This window comes from Microbacterium sp. AG790, assembly GCF_003634765.1.
Lineage (GTDB): Bacteria > Actinomycetota > Actinomycetes > Actinomycetales > Microbacteriaceae > Microbacterium.
Map to the genome: position 1 here is coordinate 29,110 of NZ_RBWZ01000008.1, position 18,609 is coordinate 47,718.

General features: G+C 69.4%; 17 protein-coding genes. 11 read left to right on the top strand and 6 right to left on the bottom strand.

Features of this window, described 5'->3' with window-relative positions:
• Positions 1–54: 54 nt before the first annotated feature.
• Together DEU37_RS08020 and DEU37_RS08025 are read left to right on the top strand one after the other, a co-directional pair.
• Positions 55–1,071 (top strand): YihY/virulence factor BrkB family protein, encoded by a 1,017-nt coding sequence (locus DEU37_RS08020; RefSeq protein ID WP_121190107.1) that lies wholly within the window; start codon positions 55–57, stop codon positions 1,069–1,071.
• Between the two features lie 74 nt (positions 1,072–1,145).
• Positions 1,146–3,668: a glycogen/starch/alpha-glucan phosphorylase gene (locus tag DEU37_RS08025; RefSeq protein WP_259457208.1), complete on the top strand. Its 2,523-nt coding sequence runs from the start codon at positions 1,146–1,148 to the stop codon at positions 3,666–3,668.
• Between the two features lie 223 nt (positions 3,669–3,891).
• Here the strand turns inward: DEU37_RS08025 and DEU37_RS08030 are convergent, their stop codons facing one another.
• Together DEU37_RS08030 and DEU37_RS08035 are read right to left on the bottom strand one after the other, a co-directional pair.
• A complete protein-coding gene (locus DEU37_RS08030; RefSeq protein WP_121190110.1) occupies positions 3,892–4,623 on the bottom strand; it encodes a glutamine amidotransferase in 732 nt (243 codons plus the stop codon).
• Positions 4,620–5,471, bottom strand: a complete 852-nt coding sequence (locus DEU37_RS08035) for a LysR family transcriptional regulator (RefSeq protein ID WP_121190112.1) — start codon at positions 5,469–5,471, stop codon at positions 4,620–4,622. The genes DEU37_RS08030 and DEU37_RS08035 overlap by 4 nt, the downstream gene beginning before the upstream one ends.
• Before the next feature lie 200 nt (positions 5,472–5,671).
• On the opposite strand from DEU37_RS08035, the gene DEU37_RS08040 reads away from it, so the two are divergent.
• Genes DEU37_RS08040 through DEU37_RS08055 form a run of 4 tightly spaced genes read left to right on the top strand, consistent with a single transcriptional unit; the run spans position 5,672 to position 9,099 of the window.
• A complete protein-coding gene (locus tag DEU37_RS08040; RefSeq protein WP_121190114.1) occupies positions 5,672–6,607 on the top strand; it encodes an NAD(P)-dependent oxidoreductase in 936 nt (311 codons plus the stop codon).
• A gap of 39 nt (positions 6,608–6,646) precedes the next feature.
• Positions 6,647–8,176 (top strand): CoA-acylating methylmalonate-semialdehyde dehydrogenase, encoded by a 1,530-nt coding sequence (locus DEU37_RS08045; RefSeq protein ID WP_121190116.1) that lies wholly within the window; start codon positions 6,647–6,649, stop codon positions 8,174–8,176.
• Between the two features lie 54 nt (positions 8,177–8,230).
• Positions 8,231–8,458, top strand: coding sequence for a hypothetical protein (locus DEU37_RS08050; RefSeq protein WP_039416402.1), 228 nt, complete (start codon positions 8,231–8,233; stop codon positions 8,456–8,458).
• Positions 8,455–9,099, top strand: coding sequence for a CYTH domain-containing protein (locus tag DEU37_RS08055; protein ID WP_121190117.1), 645 nt, complete (start codon positions 8,455–8,457; stop codon positions 9,097–9,099). Before DEU37_RS08050 ends, DEU37_RS08055 begins: the two co-directional genes overlap by 4 nt.
• Before the next feature lie 190 nt (positions 9,100–9,289).
• Here DEU37_RS08055 and lpdA read toward each other — a convergent pair whose 3' ends face one another.
• Positions 9,290–10,690, bottom strand: coding sequence for a dihydrolipoyl dehydrogenase (gene lpdA / locus DEU37_RS08060; RefSeq protein ID WP_121190119.1), 1,401 nt, complete (start codon positions 10,688–10,690; stop codon positions 9,290–9,292).
• Positions 10,691–10,699: 9 nt separating this feature from the next.
• Positions 10,700–11,278: a copper resistance CopC family protein gene (locus tag DEU37_RS08065; protein ID WP_121190120.1), complete on the bottom strand. Its 579-nt coding sequence runs from the start codon at positions 11,276–11,278 to the stop codon at positions 10,700–10,702.
• A gap of 101 nt (positions 11,279–11,379) precedes the next feature.
• Between DEU37_RS08065 and DEU37_RS08070 the strand changes: the two genes are divergently transcribed.
• Positions 11,380–11,781, top strand: a complete 402-nt coding sequence (locus DEU37_RS08070; protein ID WP_121190121.1) for a hypothetical protein — start codon at positions 11,380–11,382, stop codon at positions 11,779–11,781.
• A gap of 21 nt (positions 11,782–11,802) precedes the next feature.
• On the opposite strand, the gene DEU37_RS08075 is transcribed toward DEU37_RS08070, so the two are convergent.
• Positions 11,803–12,147 carry a hypothetical protein gene (locus DEU37_RS08075; RefSeq protein ID WP_121190123.1) on the bottom strand — a complete coding sequence of 115 codons (345 nt, stop codon included), beginning with the start codon at positions 12,145–12,147 and terminating at the stop codon, positions 11,803–11,805.
• Between the two features lie 207 nt (positions 12,148–12,354).
• On the opposite strand from DEU37_RS08075, the gene DEU37_RS08080 reads away from it, so the two are divergent.
• From DEU37_RS08080 to DEU37_RS08090, 3 genes are all read left to right on the top strand, one after another.
• A complete protein-coding gene (locus DEU37_RS08080; RefSeq protein ID WP_183043632.1) occupies positions 12,355–12,849 on the top strand; it encodes an FHA domain-containing protein in 495 nt (164 codons plus the stop codon).
• The gene (locus DEU37_RS08085) at positions 12,846–13,529 is read left to right on the top strand and encodes a MerR family transcriptional regulator (RefSeq protein WP_121190124.1); all 684 of its coding nucleotides are present in this window, start codon (positions 12,846–12,848) and stop codon (positions 13,527–13,529) included. Before DEU37_RS08080 ends, DEU37_RS08085 begins: the two co-directional genes overlap by 4 nt.
• Positions 13,530–13,632: 103 nt before the next feature.
• A complete protein-coding gene (locus DEU37_RS08090; protein ID WP_005049079.1) occupies positions 13,633–14,178 on the top strand; it encodes a MerR family transcriptional regulator in 546 nt (181 codons plus the stop codon).
• Between the two features lie 68 nt (positions 14,179–14,246).
• Here DEU37_RS08090 and DEU37_RS08095 read toward each other — a convergent pair whose 3' ends face one another.
• A complete protein-coding gene (locus DEU37_RS08095; RefSeq protein WP_005049082.1) occupies positions 14,247–15,053 on the bottom strand; it encodes a ParA family protein in 807 nt (268 codons plus the stop codon).
• Positions 15,054–15,169: 116 nt separating this feature from the next.
• On the opposite strand from DEU37_RS08095, the gene DEU37_RS08100 reads away from it, so the two are divergent.
• Entirely contained in the window at positions 15,170–18,577 is a 3,408-nt protein-coding gene (locus tag DEU37_RS08100; RefSeq protein ID WP_121190483.1) for a pyruvate carboxylase, read from the top strand.
• The last annotated feature ends 32 nt before the right edge of the window (positions 18,578–18,609 follow it).

The window sequence follows — 18,609 nt, forward strand, 5'->3', positions numbered from 1 at the left end:
CCAACGCTGTCAAGGCCCTCCGGCGCGACGGTGCGTCCGCATAGTCTGGGCGGCATGGACATTTCCCGCGTCGTCGCTCGCGCACTGTCGCTGACGCCCGTTCGCGCGTTCCTCCGCTACAGCGAGCGCCGCGGCGCCATGCTCGCCGACAGCGTCACGTATCGCACGCTGTTCAGTGTGTTCGCCGCGGCACTGCTCGGCTTCTCCGCCGCTGCCCTCTGGCTCTCCGGAAACCCCGAGGCCTGGCAGGCGCTCATCGCGTCCGTCGACCGCACGATCCCCGGTCTCGTGGGGGAGAACGGTCTGATCAAGGCGGATGAGATCGATGTGTCGATCGGTCTGTCGATCGCCGGCATCGTCTCGCTCGTCGGCCTCGTGGGGGCGGCGATCGGTGCGATCGGGTCGCTGCGTGCCGCGATGCGGATCATGTGCGACAAGCTGACGGACGACGTGCCCTTCTGGCTCGTCCTGCTGCGCAACGTCGCGCTCGCCGTCGTCGTCGGGGTGGCTCTGGTCGCCTCGGCGCTCGTGACGATGCTGGGCACGGCCGGCCTCGACCTGGTCGCGCAGTGGTTCGGTGTCGCCCGCGACGGTGTGGCCATCGCCTGGGGGACGCGGCTGCTCGCGATCCTCGTGACGTTCGCGCTGGATGCCGCGGCCATCGCGGTCTTGTTCCGTGTGCTCTCGGGCGTACGCGCCCCGGCGAAAGCGCTCTGGACGGGCGCGGTGCTCGGCGGCGTCGGGCTCACGGTCCTCCAGCTGCTGTCGGGCCTGTTCGTCGGCGGCGCGTCGGCGAACCCCCTTCTCGCATCGTTCGCCGCGCTGATCGCGCTGCTTCTCTGGATCAATCTCTCCGCGCAGGTGATCCTCATCGCCACGGCCTACGTCTTCACGCTCGTCGAGGAGCAGGAAGACCGCGTCCGGGCCCGCCACGGCGCGTCGACGTTCGCGCAACGCCGCGTGCAGACAGCCGAGAACGCGCTCGCGCGGGCCGCCGCCGACCTGGACGCGGCGCGGCGCGCGGAGCAGGAGGAGCGCGAGCGCGCGGCCGCCGCCGGGGGTGGCGTGTAACGGCCAGGTAAGGGCCTCGTGAAATGACCCCCGCCGATGTGCATCCCACGGGGGCGCACGTTAGCGTGTGATCTGTGTCAGAACCCGAAGCCGTGACCGCTCCTGCTCCCGCGCCCCACTCGCTGAGCGCGACCCACCCCCTGGCGCTCGCGCCCGTGACCGGGCCCGCCAGTTCCGTGGACGGATTCGTCCGACAGTTCCTGCGCAACCTCAACTACGAGCGGGGCGTGCCGCTGTCGGCATCCACCCCCAACGACCGCTACTTCGCGTTCGCGATGACCGTCCGCGACTACCTCATGGCGCGCTGGCTCGAGGACCTCCGTCGACAGCGCGTCGTCCAGGCCAAGGGCGTCTGCTACCTCTCCGCCGAGTATCTGCTGGGCCGTCAGCTCGACAACAACCTGCTCGCGAGCGGCCTCACGGAGATCGCGACCGAGGCGATGGCCGCGTGTGGCATCGACATCGACGACCTGCGTGCACAGGAGGTCGAGCCCGGACTCGGCAACGGCGGCCTCGGGCGCCTCGCGGCCTGTTTCATCGACTCGCTCGCGACGATGGGCGTGCCCAACATCGGCTACGGCATCCGCTACGAGTACGGCATCTTCCGGCAGACGTTCGTCGACGGACAGCAGGTTGAGCAGCCCGACGCGTGGCTGACGCTCGGCTCGCCCTGGGAGTTCCCGCACCCCGAGGCGGCACGCCGCATCTCCTTCGGCGGCCACACCGAGACCTACGACGACGCCGGCGTCACCCGGTCGCGCTGGGTGCCGGGCTGGGACGTGCTCGCCGTCCCCTACAACTACATGGTACCCGGCTACCTCAACGGGCGGGTGAACACGCTGCGGTTGTGGAGTGCCAAGGCGACCGACTCGTTCGACCTGCGCGTCTTCAACTCCGGCGACTACGAGGAGGCCGTGCGCGCCCAGACGTTCGCCGAGAACATCTCCAAGGTCCTCTATCCCGAGGACTCCACGCCGCAGGGCAAGGAGCTGCGTCTGCAGCAGCAGTACTTCTTCGTCGCGGCATCCATCGGCGACTTCCTGGAGCACACTCTCCCGGCCGACTTCGACATCGACAAGCTGCCGGACCGCGTCATCTTCCAGCTCAACGACACCCACCCGGTGATCGGTGTTCCCGAACTCATGCGCGTGCTCGTCGACGAGCGCAAGCTCGAGTGGGATGCCGCGTGGGCGATCACCCAGCAGTGCTTCGCCTACACGTGCCACACGCTGCTGCCGGAGGCGCTCGAAGTGTGGTCGGTCGACCTTCTGGGACGCCTCCTGCCGCGCCACCTGGAGATCATCTACCGCATCAACGAGGAGTTCCTCGAGGCGGTGCGCGAACGCTACGGCGATGACGAGATGCGTATCCGCAACATGTCGATCATCGGGGAGTTCCCGGAGCGGAGCGTCCGGATGGCGTACCTCGCCACGGTCGCCGGGGCGAAGGTGAACGGCGTCGCGGAGCTCCACTCGCAGCTGCTGCGCGACAAGGTGCTGCCCGACTTCAACGACTTCTTCCCGGGCAAGTTCACGAACGTCACCAACGGCATCACGCCGCGCCGATTCGTGCGGCTGGCCAACCCCGGGCTGTCGGGGCTCATCACCCAGGCGATCGGCACCGGTTGGCTCACCGACCTCGAGCGTCTCCGGGAGCTCGAGGCGTACGCCGAAGATCCCCAGTTCCGTCAGGCGTTCGCTGAGGTCAAGGCCGCCAACAAGCGTCGGCTGGGCGATGTGCTGCGCGCGCGCGACGGCCTCGAGATCAGCGACGGCCACATGCTCGACGTGATGGTCAAGCGTCTGCACGAGTACAAGCGGCAGATGCTCAAGCTCCTTCACGTGGTCACCCAGTACGAGAGCATCGTGTCGGGGCGGGTCGCGGCATCCGACGTGCTCCCGCGCACCGTCATCTTCGGCGCGAAGGCCGCTCCGGGCTATGCCATGGCCAAGCGCATCATCCACCTCATCAACGCCGTCGGAGAGGTCGTCAACACCGACCCACGCGTCGAGGGGCGCCTGAAGGTGCTGTTCCCGCCGAACTACAACGTCACGCTCGCCGAGCGCCTCATCCCGGCCGCCGACCTGTCGGAGCAGATCTCGCTCGCGGGCAAGGAGGCCTCGGGCACGGGCAACATGAAGTTCGCGCTCAACGGGGCGTTGACGATCGGCACCGACGACGGCGCGAACGTCGAGATCCGTCAGCTCGTGGGCGATGACAACTTCTTCCTCTTCGGCATGAGCGAGCCCGAGGTGGAGGCGCTGTGGGCTCGTGGCTACAAGCCCGCCGACTTCTACCAGGGTGACGAGAACCTCCGCCGCGCGATGGATCTCATCGCCTCCGGCGCGTTCTCGGGCGGCGATCGCAGCGTGTTCGAGCCGATCGTGTCGAACCTGCTCTACGACGACCGCTTCATGGTGCTGGCCGACTACTCGTCGTACGTCGCGGCGCAGGAGCGGGTGGATGCCGCCTACGTCGACCAGGATGCGTGGACCCGGTCCGCGATCCTGAATGTCGCGCGCTCCGGCTTCTTCTCGTCCGACCGCTCGATGCGCGACTACATCGAGCGCATCTGGCACACGCCGCCCCTGCTCTGACGCGGGCGCGTTTCGACTCGCTGCGCTCGCTCAACGACCGGCCCGCCTCGCGTCCCGGCCGTTGAGCGAGGAGCGCAGCGACGAGTCGAAACGCGCCGCCGCGCCTCGCCCTGCCCGTCCGCAACTGCAAGGCGTGCTGACCGACACGCCGCCTCCGCGAGCGATGCGGCGGCGTGTCGCGCGGCATCCCTTGCATGTCGGCTCGCGCCTGTGCACGGCGGTGTCAGCGGGCGTAGCGTTCGACGAAAGCCCGCAGGATGCTGCCGGTGTGCACGACGGGCAGGCGCCGCACGGCGTCGAGGGTGAGATCCAACTCGTCGGGCGCGAAGTACCCGTAGCCGGCATACGCCCGGATGCGCGTGCTGATGCCCTCGACGTCGCACTCCGGGTGGAACTGCGTGGCGTAGACGTTGCGGCCGACGCGGAACATCTGCACGGGACAGGCTTCGCCTCGAACGAGCAGTGTCGCCGTCGCCGGCAGCGCGGAGATCGCCTCCTTATGGCCGACGAATGCCGCGAAGCGGTCGGGCAGGCCGGCCAGGAGCGGGTCGTCGTGCCCGGCGCCGGTCTTGTCGACCTCGATGACACTGATGGGCTCCCGGTAGGTGCCGTCGATGACAGCGCCCTGATGTGCGCCGAGGGTTCCCACGCCGTAGCAGGCGCCGAAGAAGGGGAAGTCCCGCGCCACCACCTCGTCGAGAAGGGCGGCGATCTCCGCCTCGACGCGCCGCTGTGCGGGTGACTTCTTCTCGATCGGGTCCGACGCGTTGAACGGTCCGCCGCCCACGAAGATGCCCGAGTACGCGTCCAGGTCCACCTTTCCGAGGGGCCCTGCCTCCATCCGTACGCGGACGAGCTCGTCCGGCGACAGTCCGGTGAAACGGAGGAAGAGGCGGTACTCCTCGTCGGCGGGTACGTCCTCCGCCCGCGTCGCGAGCAACAGGAACGGCTTCATCCTCGGACCGTTTCGATGTAGGAGATGAGGGCCTCCAAGGTGGCCGCGACGGCGGGGTTTCGCGGACCCTCGTCGCGAGCGACGGCCCAGTAGGCGAGGGGATGCGCGTAGGCGCCGTCCAGCACCCGGGTCAGGCGCGGGTCGGCGTCGCCGAGGAAGTCGGGCAGGATTCCGATGCCCGCTCCGGCCGCCGTCGCCTCGACGTGGGCGAAGACGCTCGTGGAACGGACGGATGCCGGCGAGTCCGGCAGCTCCTGCAGCGCGCGGTCGAGCTCATCGACCTGCAGCGAGCTCTCCACGTAGTACACGAGCGGGTGTGCGGCCAGCTCCGCGATGGAGTCGGGCCTACCCGCCTCGTCGAGATAGTCGGGCGTCGCGTACAGACGCAGCGCGTACGCGCAGACCGGTGTCGCGTACGCCCGCAGCACCTGGGGTCGTCCGACGACGATCTCCAGGTCGACGCCGGAGCGGTTCTGTCGCACGCGCTGCGTCGCCGAGAGCAGCTCGACCGCGAGCTGCGGGTGCTCGCGTCGCAGCGCGGTCATCGCCGGTGCGAGGAAGACCGAGGTGAAGGCATCGGGGGCGGAGATGCGCACCATGCCGTGCACGGCGTCGGCGTTCTCCCCGTCGACGAGCTCGCGCAGTGACGCTTCGATGCGCTCGGCGATGGCCACGGCACGGTGACCGAGGTCGGTGACCTCCCATCCGCCGGCGGTGCGCACCAGCACACGTCCTCCCATTGCGGATTCGAGTGCCGTGACGCGCCGGGACACCGTGGAGTGGTTGACCCCGAGAACCTCGGCGGCCGCGGTGTAGCGACCCAGGCGCGCGACCGACAGGAACGTCATCAGCGCGTCCAGCGGGGGATCCGGGGGAGCGGTAGGCATGCCGACGAGTGTGCACCAGCGCACACCCGCGGTGCAAGTTTGCGGCGGCTGTGTGCATTGATCCACGGTCACGCCGTGCCTACGCTGGCCACGGGCGACGTCGAGGACGACGGCCGCCACCGCCCGCGACGACGACCGTCGCCGGTGTCGAAGGGAGTCTCATGTCCACGATCGCCTTCATCGGATTGGGTCAGATGGGTGCACCCATGTCGGCGCACCTCGTCGCCGCGGGTCACACCGTGCGCGGTGTCGACCTCAACCCCGCCGCCGCGGCGGCCGCCGCCGAGCGGGGAGTGCAGATCGTCTCCTCGGTTGCCGAGGCCCTCGACGGCGCGGATGCCGCGATCACCTCGCTGCCCAAACCCGAGCACGTCCGCGGCGTGTACGGGGGCGTCGACGGCATCCTCGCGCACGCGGCGCCGTCGACCTTGCTGCTGGACACCTCGACCGTCGACGTGGAGACATCGCGCTGGTGCCATGCCGAAGCGCAGCAGCGCGGTGTGTCGTTCGTGGACGCGCCGATCTCCGGCGGAACCGCGGGTGCGCAGGCCCACACGCTGACGTTCATGCTCGGCGGGCGCGCTGCCGACGTGGAGAGGGCGCGGGAGGTCGTGGCGCCGATGGCGGGCAACGTCATCGCCTGCGGTGAGGCCGGAGCCGGCATCGCCGCGAAGCTCGTCAACAACATGATGCTCTTCATCTCGGTCATGGCCGTGTCGGAAGGCTCGCAGCTCGCGGAGCAGCTCGGCCTGGATCCGCAGGTGTTCTGGGACGTCGCCCGCGTCTCGTCGGCCGACTCGTGGGCACTGCGCACCTGGTATCCGGTGCCGGGCATCGTCGAGAAGGCGGCAGCGAACAAGAACTTCGACGCGACCTTCTCCGTCGAGCTCGCCCGCAAGGACTGCGCACTGGCCGTGCAGGCCGGATACGACACCGGCGTGCACCTGCCGGCCGCACGTCTCGCACTCGGCCAGCTCGACGACCTCATCGCCGAAGGGCTGGGGGACAAGGACTGCACGCTGGTCGCGCGGTTCGCCTCGCCGGACGGCACACTCCGCGGCTACGACCCGTCCCGCGACGGCGCGTCCGCCGCCTGAGCGGCCATCCCCTGCAGACCCCGATCGAGAGGGCAATCCATGACCACCGCATCCGCACCGCAGACCTCCGCCGATCCCACAGCTTCGGTCACGGTGATCCCGCACATCGTCGCCGGAGAACGCCTCAGCCCCCAAGGGCGGACCGGTTCCGTCTTCAACCCCGCCACGGGCCGGCAGAGCGCCGAGGTCGCCTTGGCCTCGGCGGCGTTCGTCCACGATGCGGCCCGGCGCGCCCAGGCCGCTCAGCGCGGCTGGCGGGACACCGGCCTCGGCAAGCGTCAGCAGGTGATGTTCCGGCTCCGCGAGATCGTCGCCTCCCGCGCCGAGGAGCTCGCCCGCATCATCACGGCGGAGCACGGCAAGACGGTGGACGATGCCCTCGGCGAAGTGGCTCGAGGGCTCGAGAACGTCGAGTTCTGCACCAGCCTGATGCACCACCTCAAGGGCGACTACTCCGAGCAGGTCGCGTCGGGCGTGGATGTGCACCACGTGCGTCAGCCCGTGGGTGTGGTCGCGTGCATCACCCCGTTCAACTTCCCCGCGATGGTGCCGCTGTGGATGGTCACGACCGCCATCGCCGCCGGCAACGCGGTGATCCTCAAGCCCAGCGAGCGCGACCCCTCGGCGGCGGTCTGGCTGGCCGAGGCCTTCTCCGAGGCGGGGCTTCCCGACGGCATCCTGAACGTCGTCCACGGCGACAAGGAGACGGTCGACGCACTGCTGGACGACCCGATCGTGCGCGCCGTGTCGTTCGTCGGCTCGACCCCGATCGCCAGGTACATCTACGCGCGTGCCGCCGAGAACGGCAAGCGCGTGCAGGCGCTGGGCGGTGCCAAGAACCACATGATCGTCATGCCCGATGCCGATCTGGACGCCGCCGCGGATGCGGCGGTGTCTGCGGCCTACGGTTCCGCGGGGGAGCGCTGCATGGCCGTGTCGGTCGTCGTCGCCGTGGGTGGTGTCGCCGATGCCCTCATCGAGAAGGTCGCCGAACGCATCGGCGGGCTCGTCGTCGGCGACGGCGCCGACCCCGACAGTGACATGGGCCCGCTGATCACGCGCGATGCCCTCGACCGTGTCCGCGGATTCGTCGCGGGGGCTGCGGACGAGGGCGCCCGCGTCGTGGTGGACGGCCGCGAGCTCGCGGTGGACGGCGACGGGTTCTTCATCGGACCGTCGCTCGTCGACGCCGTGACGCCGGGCATGCGCGTCTACGACGAGGAGATCTTCGGGCCGGTGCTCTCGGTCGTGCGTGTCGCCTCCTACGACGACGCCGTCGCGCTGATCAACGACAACCGCTACGCCAACGGCACCGCGGTGTTCACCCGCGACGGCAAGACCGCCCGCCAGTTCGAGTACGACATCGAGGTCGGAATGGTCGGGGTCAACGTCCCCATTCCGGTGCCGATCGGGGCGTTCTCGTTCGGCGGCTGGAAGGATTCGCTGTTCGGTGACACTCACATGTACGGCCCCGAGGCGTTCAACTTCTACACACGCCGAAAGGTCGTCACGACGCGGTGGCCCGACCCCAGCGAGAGCCAGATCAGCCTGGGCTTCCCGACCCACTGAATCGCTCGGGATAGGCTGAAGTTCCACATTCCGCTCCATCGTCGGAGGTACACCATGGCGATCGCACGACTGCACGGAGGCCCGCTGGACGGGCAGGTCCTTCCCCTGGACGACGAGAGCCAGGACCGGCTCATCCTGCCCTACAGCGAGACCCAGATCGTCTACGAGCGCGCCGGCGCGGCCGAGAACACCGGCGAGGGTGACGGCCCGACATCCGCCGAGTTCCACTTCGTGGAGGCGGAGGACGACATCGATCCCGACCCCGACGGCCGGGACGAGTGACACCGCATCCCCAGCGCGCGCTCGAGATCGAGCTGACGTTCGACGTCCACGGCGACACCCCGCTGCCCGACCTGTCGGGTCTGCCGGGTGTCGCCGTCGTCGATGGGCCCGCGCATCGTGACCTCGATGCCCGGTACCTGGACGTGCCGGGCTTCGCCCTGGGACGCGCCGGCTACGCGGTGCGCCGCCGCACCGGGGGACCGGACGAGGGGTGGCACATCAAGGGGCCCAAGACCGCCGACGGCGGACGGGTCGAGACGCACTGGCCGCTCGATGAGGCGCCAGCGAGCGCGCCCGCCGGTGAGGTGACGGTCCCGGATGCCGTCGCCACCGCCGTGGCCGAGATCGCCGCCGGAGAGCTGGCGCCGATTGCCCGCATCGTCAACGACCGCCATGCCTACGCCCTCCGCGACGAGGTGGGCGCGCTCGTCGCGGAGTTCGTCGACGACCACGTCGTCGCGACCGACGAGGTCCGCGGTGTGCAGACGACGTGGCGCGAGTGGGAGTTCGAGCTGGGGCCTGCGGCGCCGGCCGACGGTGCCCGCACCGCGCTCTTCGACGCCGTCACCGCCGCCGTCGCGGCGGTCGGCGGACGCCCCGCGGCATCCGATTCGAAACTTGCCCGCACCCTCGGACTCTGACTCCCGTCGGTCCCGTCCGGTCGCTTCCGCCTGCGGATGACGTCGAGAAGGGACCGACGAACGTCGCTCGGATGCCGGAAACCACTGACGCCGCCCCCGGCTTCGGTTGGGGCGGCGTCAGTCGTAGGTGTCAGCGTACTCCTGTGATCCATGCATTCACATGGTCAGCACACAGGCGGCCGCTGTGCACTCAGAGGTTGATCATGTGTCCCGCGAGACCGTGGAAGGCCTCCTGCAGGGCCTCGGACAGCGTCGGGTGCGTGTGCACGTTGCGGGCAAGCTCCAGAGCGGTCAGGTCCCACTTCTGGGCGAGGGTGAGCTCCGGCAGCAGCTCCGACACGTCGGGGCCGATGAGGTGCCCGCCGACGAGCTCGAGGTGCTCGGCATCCGCGATGAGCTTCACGAAGCCGACCGGCTCGCCGAGGCCGTGCGCCTTGCCGTTGGCCATGAAGGGGAACGTCGCGACCTTGTACTCGCGGCCGGTCTCCTTGTACTGCGCCTCGGTGTAGCCGAACGACGCCACCTGCGGCGAGCAGAACGTCGCGCGCGGCATCATGCGGTAATCGCCCAGCGCCATCGTCTCCGCGCCGCCGATCGTCTCGGCCGCGACGACACCCTGCGCCTCCGCGACGTGCGCGAGCTGCAGCTTCGCGGTGACGTCGCCGATCGCGTAGATGCCCTCGACGTTGGTGCGCATGAAGTCGTCGATCTCGATGGCACCGCGTTCGGTGAGCTTGACGCCCGTGTTCTCCAGGCCGAACCCGTCGACGCGGGGAGCGAAGCCGATCGACATGAGCACCTTGTCGGCCTCGATCGAGCCCTGTGCGCCGCTCTTGTTGTCGGTGTAGGTCACCGTGACCTTGTCGCCGGAGTCGACGACCGACTCGACCTTGGTGGAGACGAGGATGTCGACGCCGAGGTTCTTGTACTGCTTCGCGATCTCCTTCGAGACGTCCGCGTCCTCGTTGGGGAGGGCGCGGTCGAGGAACTCGATGATCGTGACCTTCACGCCGTAGTTCGTCAGCACGTAGGCGAACTCCATGCCGATCGCGCCGGCACCGACGATGACGATCGAGCCGGGCAGCTCGCGCGTGAGGATCTGCTCCTCGTACGTGACGACGTTCTCGCTCAGGGTCACACCCGGAAGCAGACGCACCGTCGAGCCGGTCGCGATGATCACATTGTCGAAGGTGACCTCTTCGGTCGATCCGTCCGTCTTCGTCACGGTGATCGCCTTGGGGCCCGTGAACGATCCGCGGCCCTCGAACTCGGTGACCTTGTTCTTCTTCATCAGGTAGTGGATGCCCTTGACGCGGCCGTCGGCGACGACGCGCGAACGGTCCCACGCCTTGCCGAAGTCCAGCGTGAACTCACCCGAGATGCCGAAGAAGTCGGCCTTGTGCTTCAGGGTGTGGGCGATCTCCGCGTTCTTCAGAAGCGCCTTGGAGGGGATGCAGCCGACGTTGAGGCAGACACCGCCCCAGTACTTCTCTTCGATGATGGCGACGGACTGGCCGAGCTGAGCGGCGCGGACCGCTGCGACATAGCCACCAGGGCCGGCACCGAGGACGACGACGTTGAAATGAGGCATGTTCCCAGCCTAGTCCTCAGGGGTGGCTCGCGACTTCCGCAGGAGCACCGCCACGAGGGCGCCGAGCGCGGCGGCGACCACCAGCCCGAGCAGCACCCAGACGAACACCGGGACGCCTGCGTCGCCGCTCGATGTCGGCGTCGCCGTCAGCGTCTGCGTGGTCGTCGTCTCGCCGGGTGCGACCGTCTGCGACGAGCCCCCCTGGACCGTGAAGGTGTACTGGCCGGAGACCGGGTGACCATCGCTGGAGACGACGCGCCAGGTGACGGTCACCGGGCCGGACGCGCTGCCGCTGAGCGACTGCATCAGGTGCGTGCCGTCCAGCGTGGGGTCGCCGTCGGTCAGCGAAGTCCCCGCGGCATCCGTGACCACGACCTGCGTCGCACCGGGCTCGTCCATCAGCACGCCGCTGAACGTCATGGTGATCTGGGCGGGCAGCGCGCCGACGTCGGCGTTGACGCTCGGGTCGGCGCCGATCAGCTCATCATGCGCCCAGGCAGGAGAGGCCACGGCGATGGAGAGCCCTCCGAGCAGGAGCGCGACGAGGCCGACGAGAACCGAACGGAACGTATGAACTCTGTGTGACATCACGTCCTCGACACTAACCGCGCCTGTTGTGCGCGGGATCAGAGTCCTAGCATGGCGGCAGGCGGGCGTCTCGCTCGCGGTGACCGGAAGGACGGTGCGTGATGGACGCCAGGATGATGGACGCGATGGCCGGCGAGATGATGTCGATGACCGAGATGCCCGCGGTGGATGCCGCGCTCATGCAGGCCTGCATGGACGCCTGCGCCGCCTGCGAGCAGGCGTGCACGGTGTGTTCGATGCAGATGATGGACTGTGCGCCGTCGTGCATGAACTGCGCAGACATGTGCAACACCATGATGCGTGCGATGCTGCGGATGCCGGGCATGACGCCGGCGTCGATGATGGCGATGCTCGACGCCTGCATCGCGATGTGTCAGACGTGCATGGACATGTGCATGATGCACGCTGACGACAGTGCCGTCTGCGCCATGTGCGCCGAGGCGTGCCGAGCCTGCATGGACGCGTGCATGGCCGTCAAGGATGCGATGATGGCCGCCGCCTGAGCGGTCCCCGTCTCACGCGGCTCAGACCACGAGCACGTTGAAGAGCCGTCCCGCCGCGTGGAGGGCGTGATAGCGCGGGTGGAACGCGACGGGCGCGCCTTGCGGCACAGACGCGGCGGCCCCGGAGCCGTTCCACAGTTCGATCTCGCGGCCCTCGAGGGTGAGAACGGTGAGTGTGCCGTCCGTCGCGGAGTGCACGGCGATGGCATCGACCCACTCGCTGGGCGTGGCCGACACCAGCCTGGACTGGATCAGGTGGACGGCGTGACCGGCGGCGAACGAGGAGCAGGAGCGTCCCGTCGCGCACATGCAGAGGGCGTCCTGACGCACCGGGGCGGGCGTGAGGCGGTTCTGCTGTGCGGACACGGGGATCCTCTCGTGGGTGGCGCCGGTGTCGGCGGTGCGATCAGGCTACGTCGAGCGGATCGCCGGCCGCGCGGGTGTCGTCATACATCGACACACGCCGCCGTGCCGCAGCGCTCGGCGGCATCGGGGAGCACACTGTGCGAAACCGAGTCTTGCGCGGGGGTTCGCAGCCCGGGCCGATCCGTTAGGGTGAAGGGGAAGGAGGTCATGGTGGAAGAGAACGCTCGAGACGCTGGTGTCAGCGGTATCCGACGTGACGCCGGAAGTGGCGGCTCGGCCGATACCACCCAGACTTTCGGTCACGACTCCGACCTCTCCTTCGTGCCGTTCGGCACAGACCTCACGGACGTCGAGCGGGAGGCGATCGATGCGCTTCCGTCGCGCGCCGCGCTGCTCCTCGTCCGCTCTGGCCCCACGGCGGGCGCGCGCTATCTGCTCGACACCGACGTCACCACCGTCGGGCGCCACCCCGAGGCCGACATCTTCTTCGATGACGTGACCGTCTCTCGTCGCCACGCGGAGATCACGCGCACCGGCGCTGTCTTCGAGCTCGTCGATCAGCGCTCTCTGAACGGCAGCTACGTCAACGGCGAGCGCGTGGACCGCGCCGTGCTCGTCGACGGCTCCGAGGTGCGCATCGGCAAGTTCCGTCTCAACTTCTTCGCGTCGCCGGCCGACCGCGGTCAGGTGACGAGCGGGTGAGCCCGGCTGCCTCGCCCCGTGGACGTGCGTCGTCCTCGGGTTATCTCAGCATTGGTCAGGTGCTCGCACGCCTGACCCCGGAGTTCTCCGATCTCAGCGCCAGCAAACTGCGCTACCTCGAGGTGCAGGGCATCGTCACACCGCTTCGCACCGAATCGGGGTACCGCAAGTTCTCGCCGCTGGATGTCGAGCGACTGCGCACCGCGCTCACGCTGCAGCGCGACCACTACATGCCTCTGGCTCGCATCCGTGAGTACCTCGACGAACAGCACGGCGGTTCCGTCGCACCCCCGGCGACGGCGTCGATCGTCACCGCCCCGCGCCGCTACCGCCGCGAGGAACTGTTGCAGACGGCAGGCGCGTCGGCGGCGCTGCTGAACGACGCCGTGCGCGCAGGGCTCATCGCGGCAGCCGACAGCTACGACGAGAAGACGCTCGGCGTGCTGCGGGCACTCGTCGCCCTCGACGGGCACGGCATCCAACCCCGACACGTGCGGGGCATCCGGCAGGCCGCAGAGCGCGAGGTCGCGCTCGTGGAGAGTGCTCTGACACCTCTGCTGCGGCGCTCGGATGCGGTGTCGCGCGCACGCGCGAGCGAGCTCGCGCCCGAGCTGCTTCGTCGTCTGGACGAAGTGCGCGCCGCTTTCGCGCACGCGGCGTTGGACCGCATCGCGCCGTGACGGCGACGCGACACGCCGTGGCCCGGGATGCGGATGTCGTTGCCGCAGGCACGGCGCTGATCTACCGTGGAGGAAACGACAGACTGTCCCCGTGGAGGCGAGCATGACTGCGCACGATGCGCCTGATGAGGTCCGCTTCGCCACCGAGCTGCTGTTCACCGACGGTCTGCCGCAGATGGATGACGAGGTCGGCTACCGTGGTGCGGTCGCCGCACGCGCGGCCGGCATCACCTACCGTCAGCTCGACTACTGGGCGCGCACCGAACTGGTGCAGCCCACGGTTCGTGGAGCCAGCGGCTCCGGATCGCAGCGGCTGTACGGTTTCCGCGACATCCTGGTGCTCAAGCTCGTGAAGCGCCTGCTCGACACCGGCATCTCTCTGCAGCAGATCCGCACCGCGGTCGAGCAGCTTCGCGTCGCCGGCATCCGTGACCTGGCCGGCACCACGCTGATGAGCGACGGAGCCTCCGTCTACCTGTGCACCTCGAACGACGAGGTCATCGACCTCGTCAGCCGAGGTCAGGGCGTGTTCGGCATCGCCGTCGGCAAGGTGCTGCACGAGGTGGAGTCGACGCTGCTCGACTTCGACCCGCAGGCGCCGGACCCCGTCGACGAGCTCGCCGCTCGTCGCGCCGTCAAGTCCGCCTGAGACGCGTCGACGCGCTGCGTTTCGACTCCCGCCCGCGGCGGCGCTCGCTCAACGACCGGTCGTGAGGCTCAGGCGCGCTGCTCGCCCGCGGTGATCCGGCCCGTGCGCATGACACGGTCCAGCAGTGCGTCGAAGTCTCCGGCGAGCTCCTGAGCCGAGTCGCCCGGCCAGATGTGCAGGGGCTTCGCAGCGCCCTGCGCCTGCTGCAGCGACGTGCGCTCGGGCAGCTGCGGCGACAGCACGAGCGGACCGAACATGTCGCGCAGTTCCTTGATGCGGAACTGATGCTCGATGGACTGCGGCCGCACGCGGTTCACGACGATTCCGAGAGGCTGCAGGCGCGGAGACAGACCACGACGGATCTCCTCGATCGCGCGCAGCGCGCGGTCGGCGGCGGCGACCGAGAACAAGCCCGGTTCGGTCACCACGATGACCCGGTCAGAAGCCGCCCACGCGGTGCGCGTCAGCGCGTTGAGCGAGGGCGCGCAGTCGATGAGCACGAGGTCGTAGTCGGCCTCGATGGTGGCCAGAGCCTCTTCAAGCTTCCAGACGTCGCGCACGCTCGGGTGCGGGCCGTCGAAGTTGATCGCCGACGGGCTGCCGATCATGACGTCGATCGTGCCCGGGTGCACCTTGGCCCAGCCGCTTGAGGTGATGGCCTGGCGGACCACCTTCTCCTTGGGGTTGGCGAGCACGTCGGCCACGTTCAGCCGGCCGGCCACCTGGATGTCCATGCCCGTCGACACGTCAGATTGAGGGTCGAGGTCGACGACGAGAGTCCGCACCCCTCGGGCGAACGCCGCGGAGGCGAGGCCGAGAGTCACGGTGGTCTTGCCGACACCCCCCTTGAGCGAGGAGACGGAGAGTACGTGCACGAGGCTCTACGTTACCGTCCTCTAGGCTGTGAGGACACTCAGGCCCTCGTGAAAAGGGGGCTCGTCGGGGAATGTGGTCTCTCGGCACGCGGGAGCCGCTCGGAGAAGAGGTCCGCATGTTCCGCAAGATCCTGGTGGCCAACCGCGGAGAGATCGCAATCCGGGCGTTTCGTGCCGCCGTCGAACTCGGCGCGCGCACGGTGGCGGTCTACCCCTACGAAGACCGTTACTCCCTGCACCGCCTGAAGGCCGACGAGGCCTACCAGATCGGCACGGTCGGCCAGCCCGTCCGCGCGTATCTCGACGTCGAGGAGATCATCCGCGTCGCGAAGGAGTCGGGCGCGGATGCCATCTACCCCGGCTACGGCTTCCTCTCGGAGAACCCCGAGCTCGCCGCGGCAGCCGCGCGCAGCGGCATCGTCTTCATCGGCCCGCCGTCCCGCGCGCTCGAGATGGCTGGCAACAAGGTGACCGCCAAGGAGCACGCGATCGCCGCGGGCGTGCCGGTGCTGCGCTCGACGCCCGCGTCCGATGACGTCGACGATCTCGTCGCGCACGCGGACGAGATCGGCTTTCCCATCTTCGTGAAAGCCGTCGCCGGCGGCGGCGGACGGGGCATGCGCCGCGTCGAGAGCGCGGCGCAACTGGCCCCGGCGATCGCGGAGGCGATGCGCGAGGCCGATGCCGCGTTCGGCGACGCCCGCGTCTTCCTCGAGCAGGCCGTGCAGCGGCCGCGCCACATCGAGGTGCAGATCCTCGCCGACAAGACGGGCGAGACGGTGCACCTGTACGAGCGGGACTGCTCCGTGCAGCGGCGCCATCAGAAAGTCGTCGAGATCGCGCCGGCCCCCAACCTCGCCCCCGAGATCGCCGCGGCGCTGCACGCGCACGCGATCGCGTTCGCCCGGTCGATCGCCTACGAGAATGCAGGAACGGTGGAGTTTCTGCTCGAGACGGCAGGCCCTCGCGGCGGCGAGGTCGTCTTCATCGAGATGAACCCGCGCATCCAGGTCGAGCACACGGTGACCGAAGAGGTCACCGACGTCGACCTGGTGCAGTCGCAGATGCGGATCGCCGCGGGCGCGACGCTCGCCGACCTCGGACTGCGTCAGGATCAGATCCGCCTGCGCGGGGCGGCGCTGCAGTGTCGCATCACGACCGAGGACCCGACGCAGGGCTTCCGTCCGGACACGGGGAAGATCACCACCTACCGCTCGCCGGGCGGCGCCGGCATCCGCCTCGACGGGGGCACGACGGCCGCAGGGTCGCAGGTCAGCCCGCACTTCGATTCGCTGCTGGCCAAGCTCACGTGCCGCGGACGGGACTTCGGCGCCGCGGTCGTGCGCTCGCGACGTGCCCTCGCCGAGTTCCGCATCCGCGGGGTCTCGACCAATATCCCCTTCCTTCAGGCGGTACTGGACGATCCGGCCTTCGTCGCGGGCGACATCAGCACGTCGTTCATCGATGAGCGCCCCGAGCTGTTGCGCGGTCGCGCTTCCAAGGATCGAGGGTCGAAGATCGTCGCCTGGCTGGCCGAGACGACCGTCAACCGTCCGCACGGAGAGAGCCCCGCCGTCGTCGACCCGCGCGTGAAGCTGCCGTCCGTCGATCTGTCCGCATCCCCTCCCGCGGGTTCGCGACAGCGACTCCTCGCACAAGGGCCCGCTGCGTTCGCGGCGGCGCTGCGCGCGCAGACGCCTCTCGCCGTCACCGAGACGACGTTCCGTGACGCGCACCAGTCGCTGCTGGCCACGCGCGTGCGTACCCGGGACCTGGTGACGGTCGCGCCCTACGTCGCCCGGCTCACACCCCAGCTGCTCTCGGTGGAGGCCTGGGGCGGCGCCACGTACGACGTCGCGCTGCGCTTCCTCGGCGAAGACCCCTGGGAGCGGTTGGACGCCCTGCGCGCCGCTCTGCCGAACGTGGCGATCCAGATGCTTCTGCGAGGCCGCAACACGGTGGGGTACACGCCCTACCCGACGCGCGTGACCGATGCCTTCGTCTCGGAGGCCGCGGCATCCGGCGTGGACATCTTCCGCATCTTCGACGCCCTCAACGACGTCTCCCAGATGCGCCCCGCGATCGACGCCGTACTGCACACCGGCACCGCTCTCGCCGAGGTCGCCCTCTGCTACACCGGCGACCTCCTGTCACCGACCGAGGACCTCTACACCCTCGACTACTACCTGCGGCTGGCCGAGCAGATCGTGGATGCCGGAGCGCACGTGCTCGCCGTCAAAGACATGGCAGGGCTGCTCCGCCCGGGCGCCGCCGCGCGCCTCGTGCGGGCACTGCGCGACCGCTTCGACCTCCCGGTGCATGTGCACACGCACGACACCGCCGGCGGACAGCTCGCGACCCTGCTGGCCGCGGCCGCCGCGGGCGCCGATGCCGTGGATGCCGCCGCGGCCCCGATGGCCGGAACGACGAGCCAGCCCTCGCTGTCCGCGCTCGTCGCCGCGCTCGCGCACACCGAGCGCGACACCGGCCTCGACCTCGGCGCCGTCTCGGACCTCGAACCGTACTGGGAGGCGATGCGCCGCCTCTATCGCCCCTTCGAGTCGGGTCTTCCCGGGCCGACGGGACGCGTGTATCGGCACGAGATTCCCGGCGGTCAACTCTCGAATCTGCGCCAGCAGGCGATCGCTCTCGGCCTGTCGGAGGATTTCGAGCTCATCGAGGACATGTACGCCGCCGCGGACGCGATCCTCGGGCGCATCCCGAAGGTGACGCCCTCCTCCAAGGTCGTCGGCGACCTCGCCCTGCATCTCGCCGCCGTGCGCGCCGACCCCGCCGACTTCGCCGAGAACCCCGACACGTACGACATCCCCGACTCCGTCGTCGCTTTCATGGCGGGGGAGCTGGGTGAGCTTCCGGGGGGCTGGCCGGAGCCGTTTCGCACCAAGGTGCTGCGCGGGCGCGAGATCCGCACCGGGATCACCGAGATCTCCGACGCCGATGCCGCGAACCTCGAGGCCGGCAGTGCGACCCGGCGCGCCACGCTCAACTCGCTGCTGTTCCCCGCCCCCACGGCGGCCTTCCGTGAGATCCGCGACGCATACGGCGACCTGAGCGTCCTCGACACGGCGGACTACCTGTACGGACTCGCGCCCGGAACCGAGCACGTCGTCGAGATCGAGCGCGGCGTACAGCTGTACGTGGGGCTGGAGGCGATCGGCGACGCCGACGATCGAGGCATGCGCACCGTGATGACCACGCTCAACGGGCAGCTGCGTCCGGTGTTCGTGCGCGACCGCTCCATCACGGTCGACGTGCGTCAGGCGGAAAAGGCCGATACGGCCGTGCCCGGCCATGTCGCTGCTCCGTTCTCCGGCGTCGTCACGCCGAAGGCCGCGGTGGGCGATCGGGTCTCGGCGGGGCAGCCGGTCGCATCCATCGAGGCGATGAAGATGGAGGCGGCCATCGCTGCACCGGTGGATGGCGTCGTCGAGCGTCTCGTCGTCCGGGCGGCGACACCGGTCGAGGCCGGCGATCTTTTGCTGGTGGTCCGACCCTCCGAGTAGCCTGGAGCGGGGGCGTGAGTCGTCCCGCGAGC

Bases quoted from the DNA above. Each gene is read 5' to 3' on its own strand.
- DEU37_RS08020 (WP_121190107.1), top strand. From the start codon at position 55: ATGGACATTTCCCGCGTCGTCGCTCGCGCACTGTCGCTGACGCCCGTT.
- DEU37_RS08030 (WP_121190110.1), bottom strand. From the start codon at position 4,623: ATGAAGCCGTTCCTGTTGCTCGCGACGCGGGCGGAGGACGTACCCGCC.
- DEU37_RS08035 (WP_121190112.1), bottom strand. From the start codon at position 5,471: ATGACGTTCCTGTCGGTCGCGCGCCTGGGTCGCTACACCGCGGCCGCC.
- DEU37_RS08040 (WP_121190114.1), top strand. From the start codon at position 5,672: ATGTCCACGATCGCCTTCATCGGATTGGGTCAGATGGGTGCACCCATG.
- DEU37_RS08045 (WP_121190116.1), top strand. From the start codon at position 6,647: ATGACCACCGCATCCGCACCGCAGACCTCCGCCGATCCCACAGCTTCG.
- DEU37_RS08050 (WP_039416402.1), top strand. From the start codon at position 8,231: ATGGCGATCGCACGACTGCACGGAGGCCCGCTGGACGGGCAGGTCCTT.
- lpdA (WP_121190119.1), bottom strand. From the start codon at position 10,690: ATGCCTCATTTCAACGTCGTCGTCCTCGGTGCCGGCCCTGGTGGCTAT.
- DEU37_RS08065 (WP_121190120.1), bottom strand. From the start codon at position 11,278: ATGTCACACAGAGTTCATACGTTCCGTTCGGTTCTCGTCGGCCTCGTC.
- DEU37_RS08070 (WP_121190121.1), top strand. From the start codon at position 11,380: ATGGACGCCAGGATGATGGACGCGATGGCCGGCGAGATGATGTCGATG.
- DEU37_RS08080 (WP_183043632.1), top strand. From the start codon at position 12,355: ATGGTGGAAGAGAACGCTCGAGACGCTGGTGTCAGCGGTATCCGACGT.
- DEU37_RS08090 (WP_005049079.1), top strand. From the start codon at position 13,633: ATGACTGCGCACGATGCGCCTGATGAGGTCCGCTTCGCCACCGAGCTG.
- DEU37_RS08100 (WP_121190483.1), top strand. From the start codon at position 15,170: ATGTTCCGCAAGATCCTGGTGGCCAACCGCGGAGAGATCGCAATCCGG.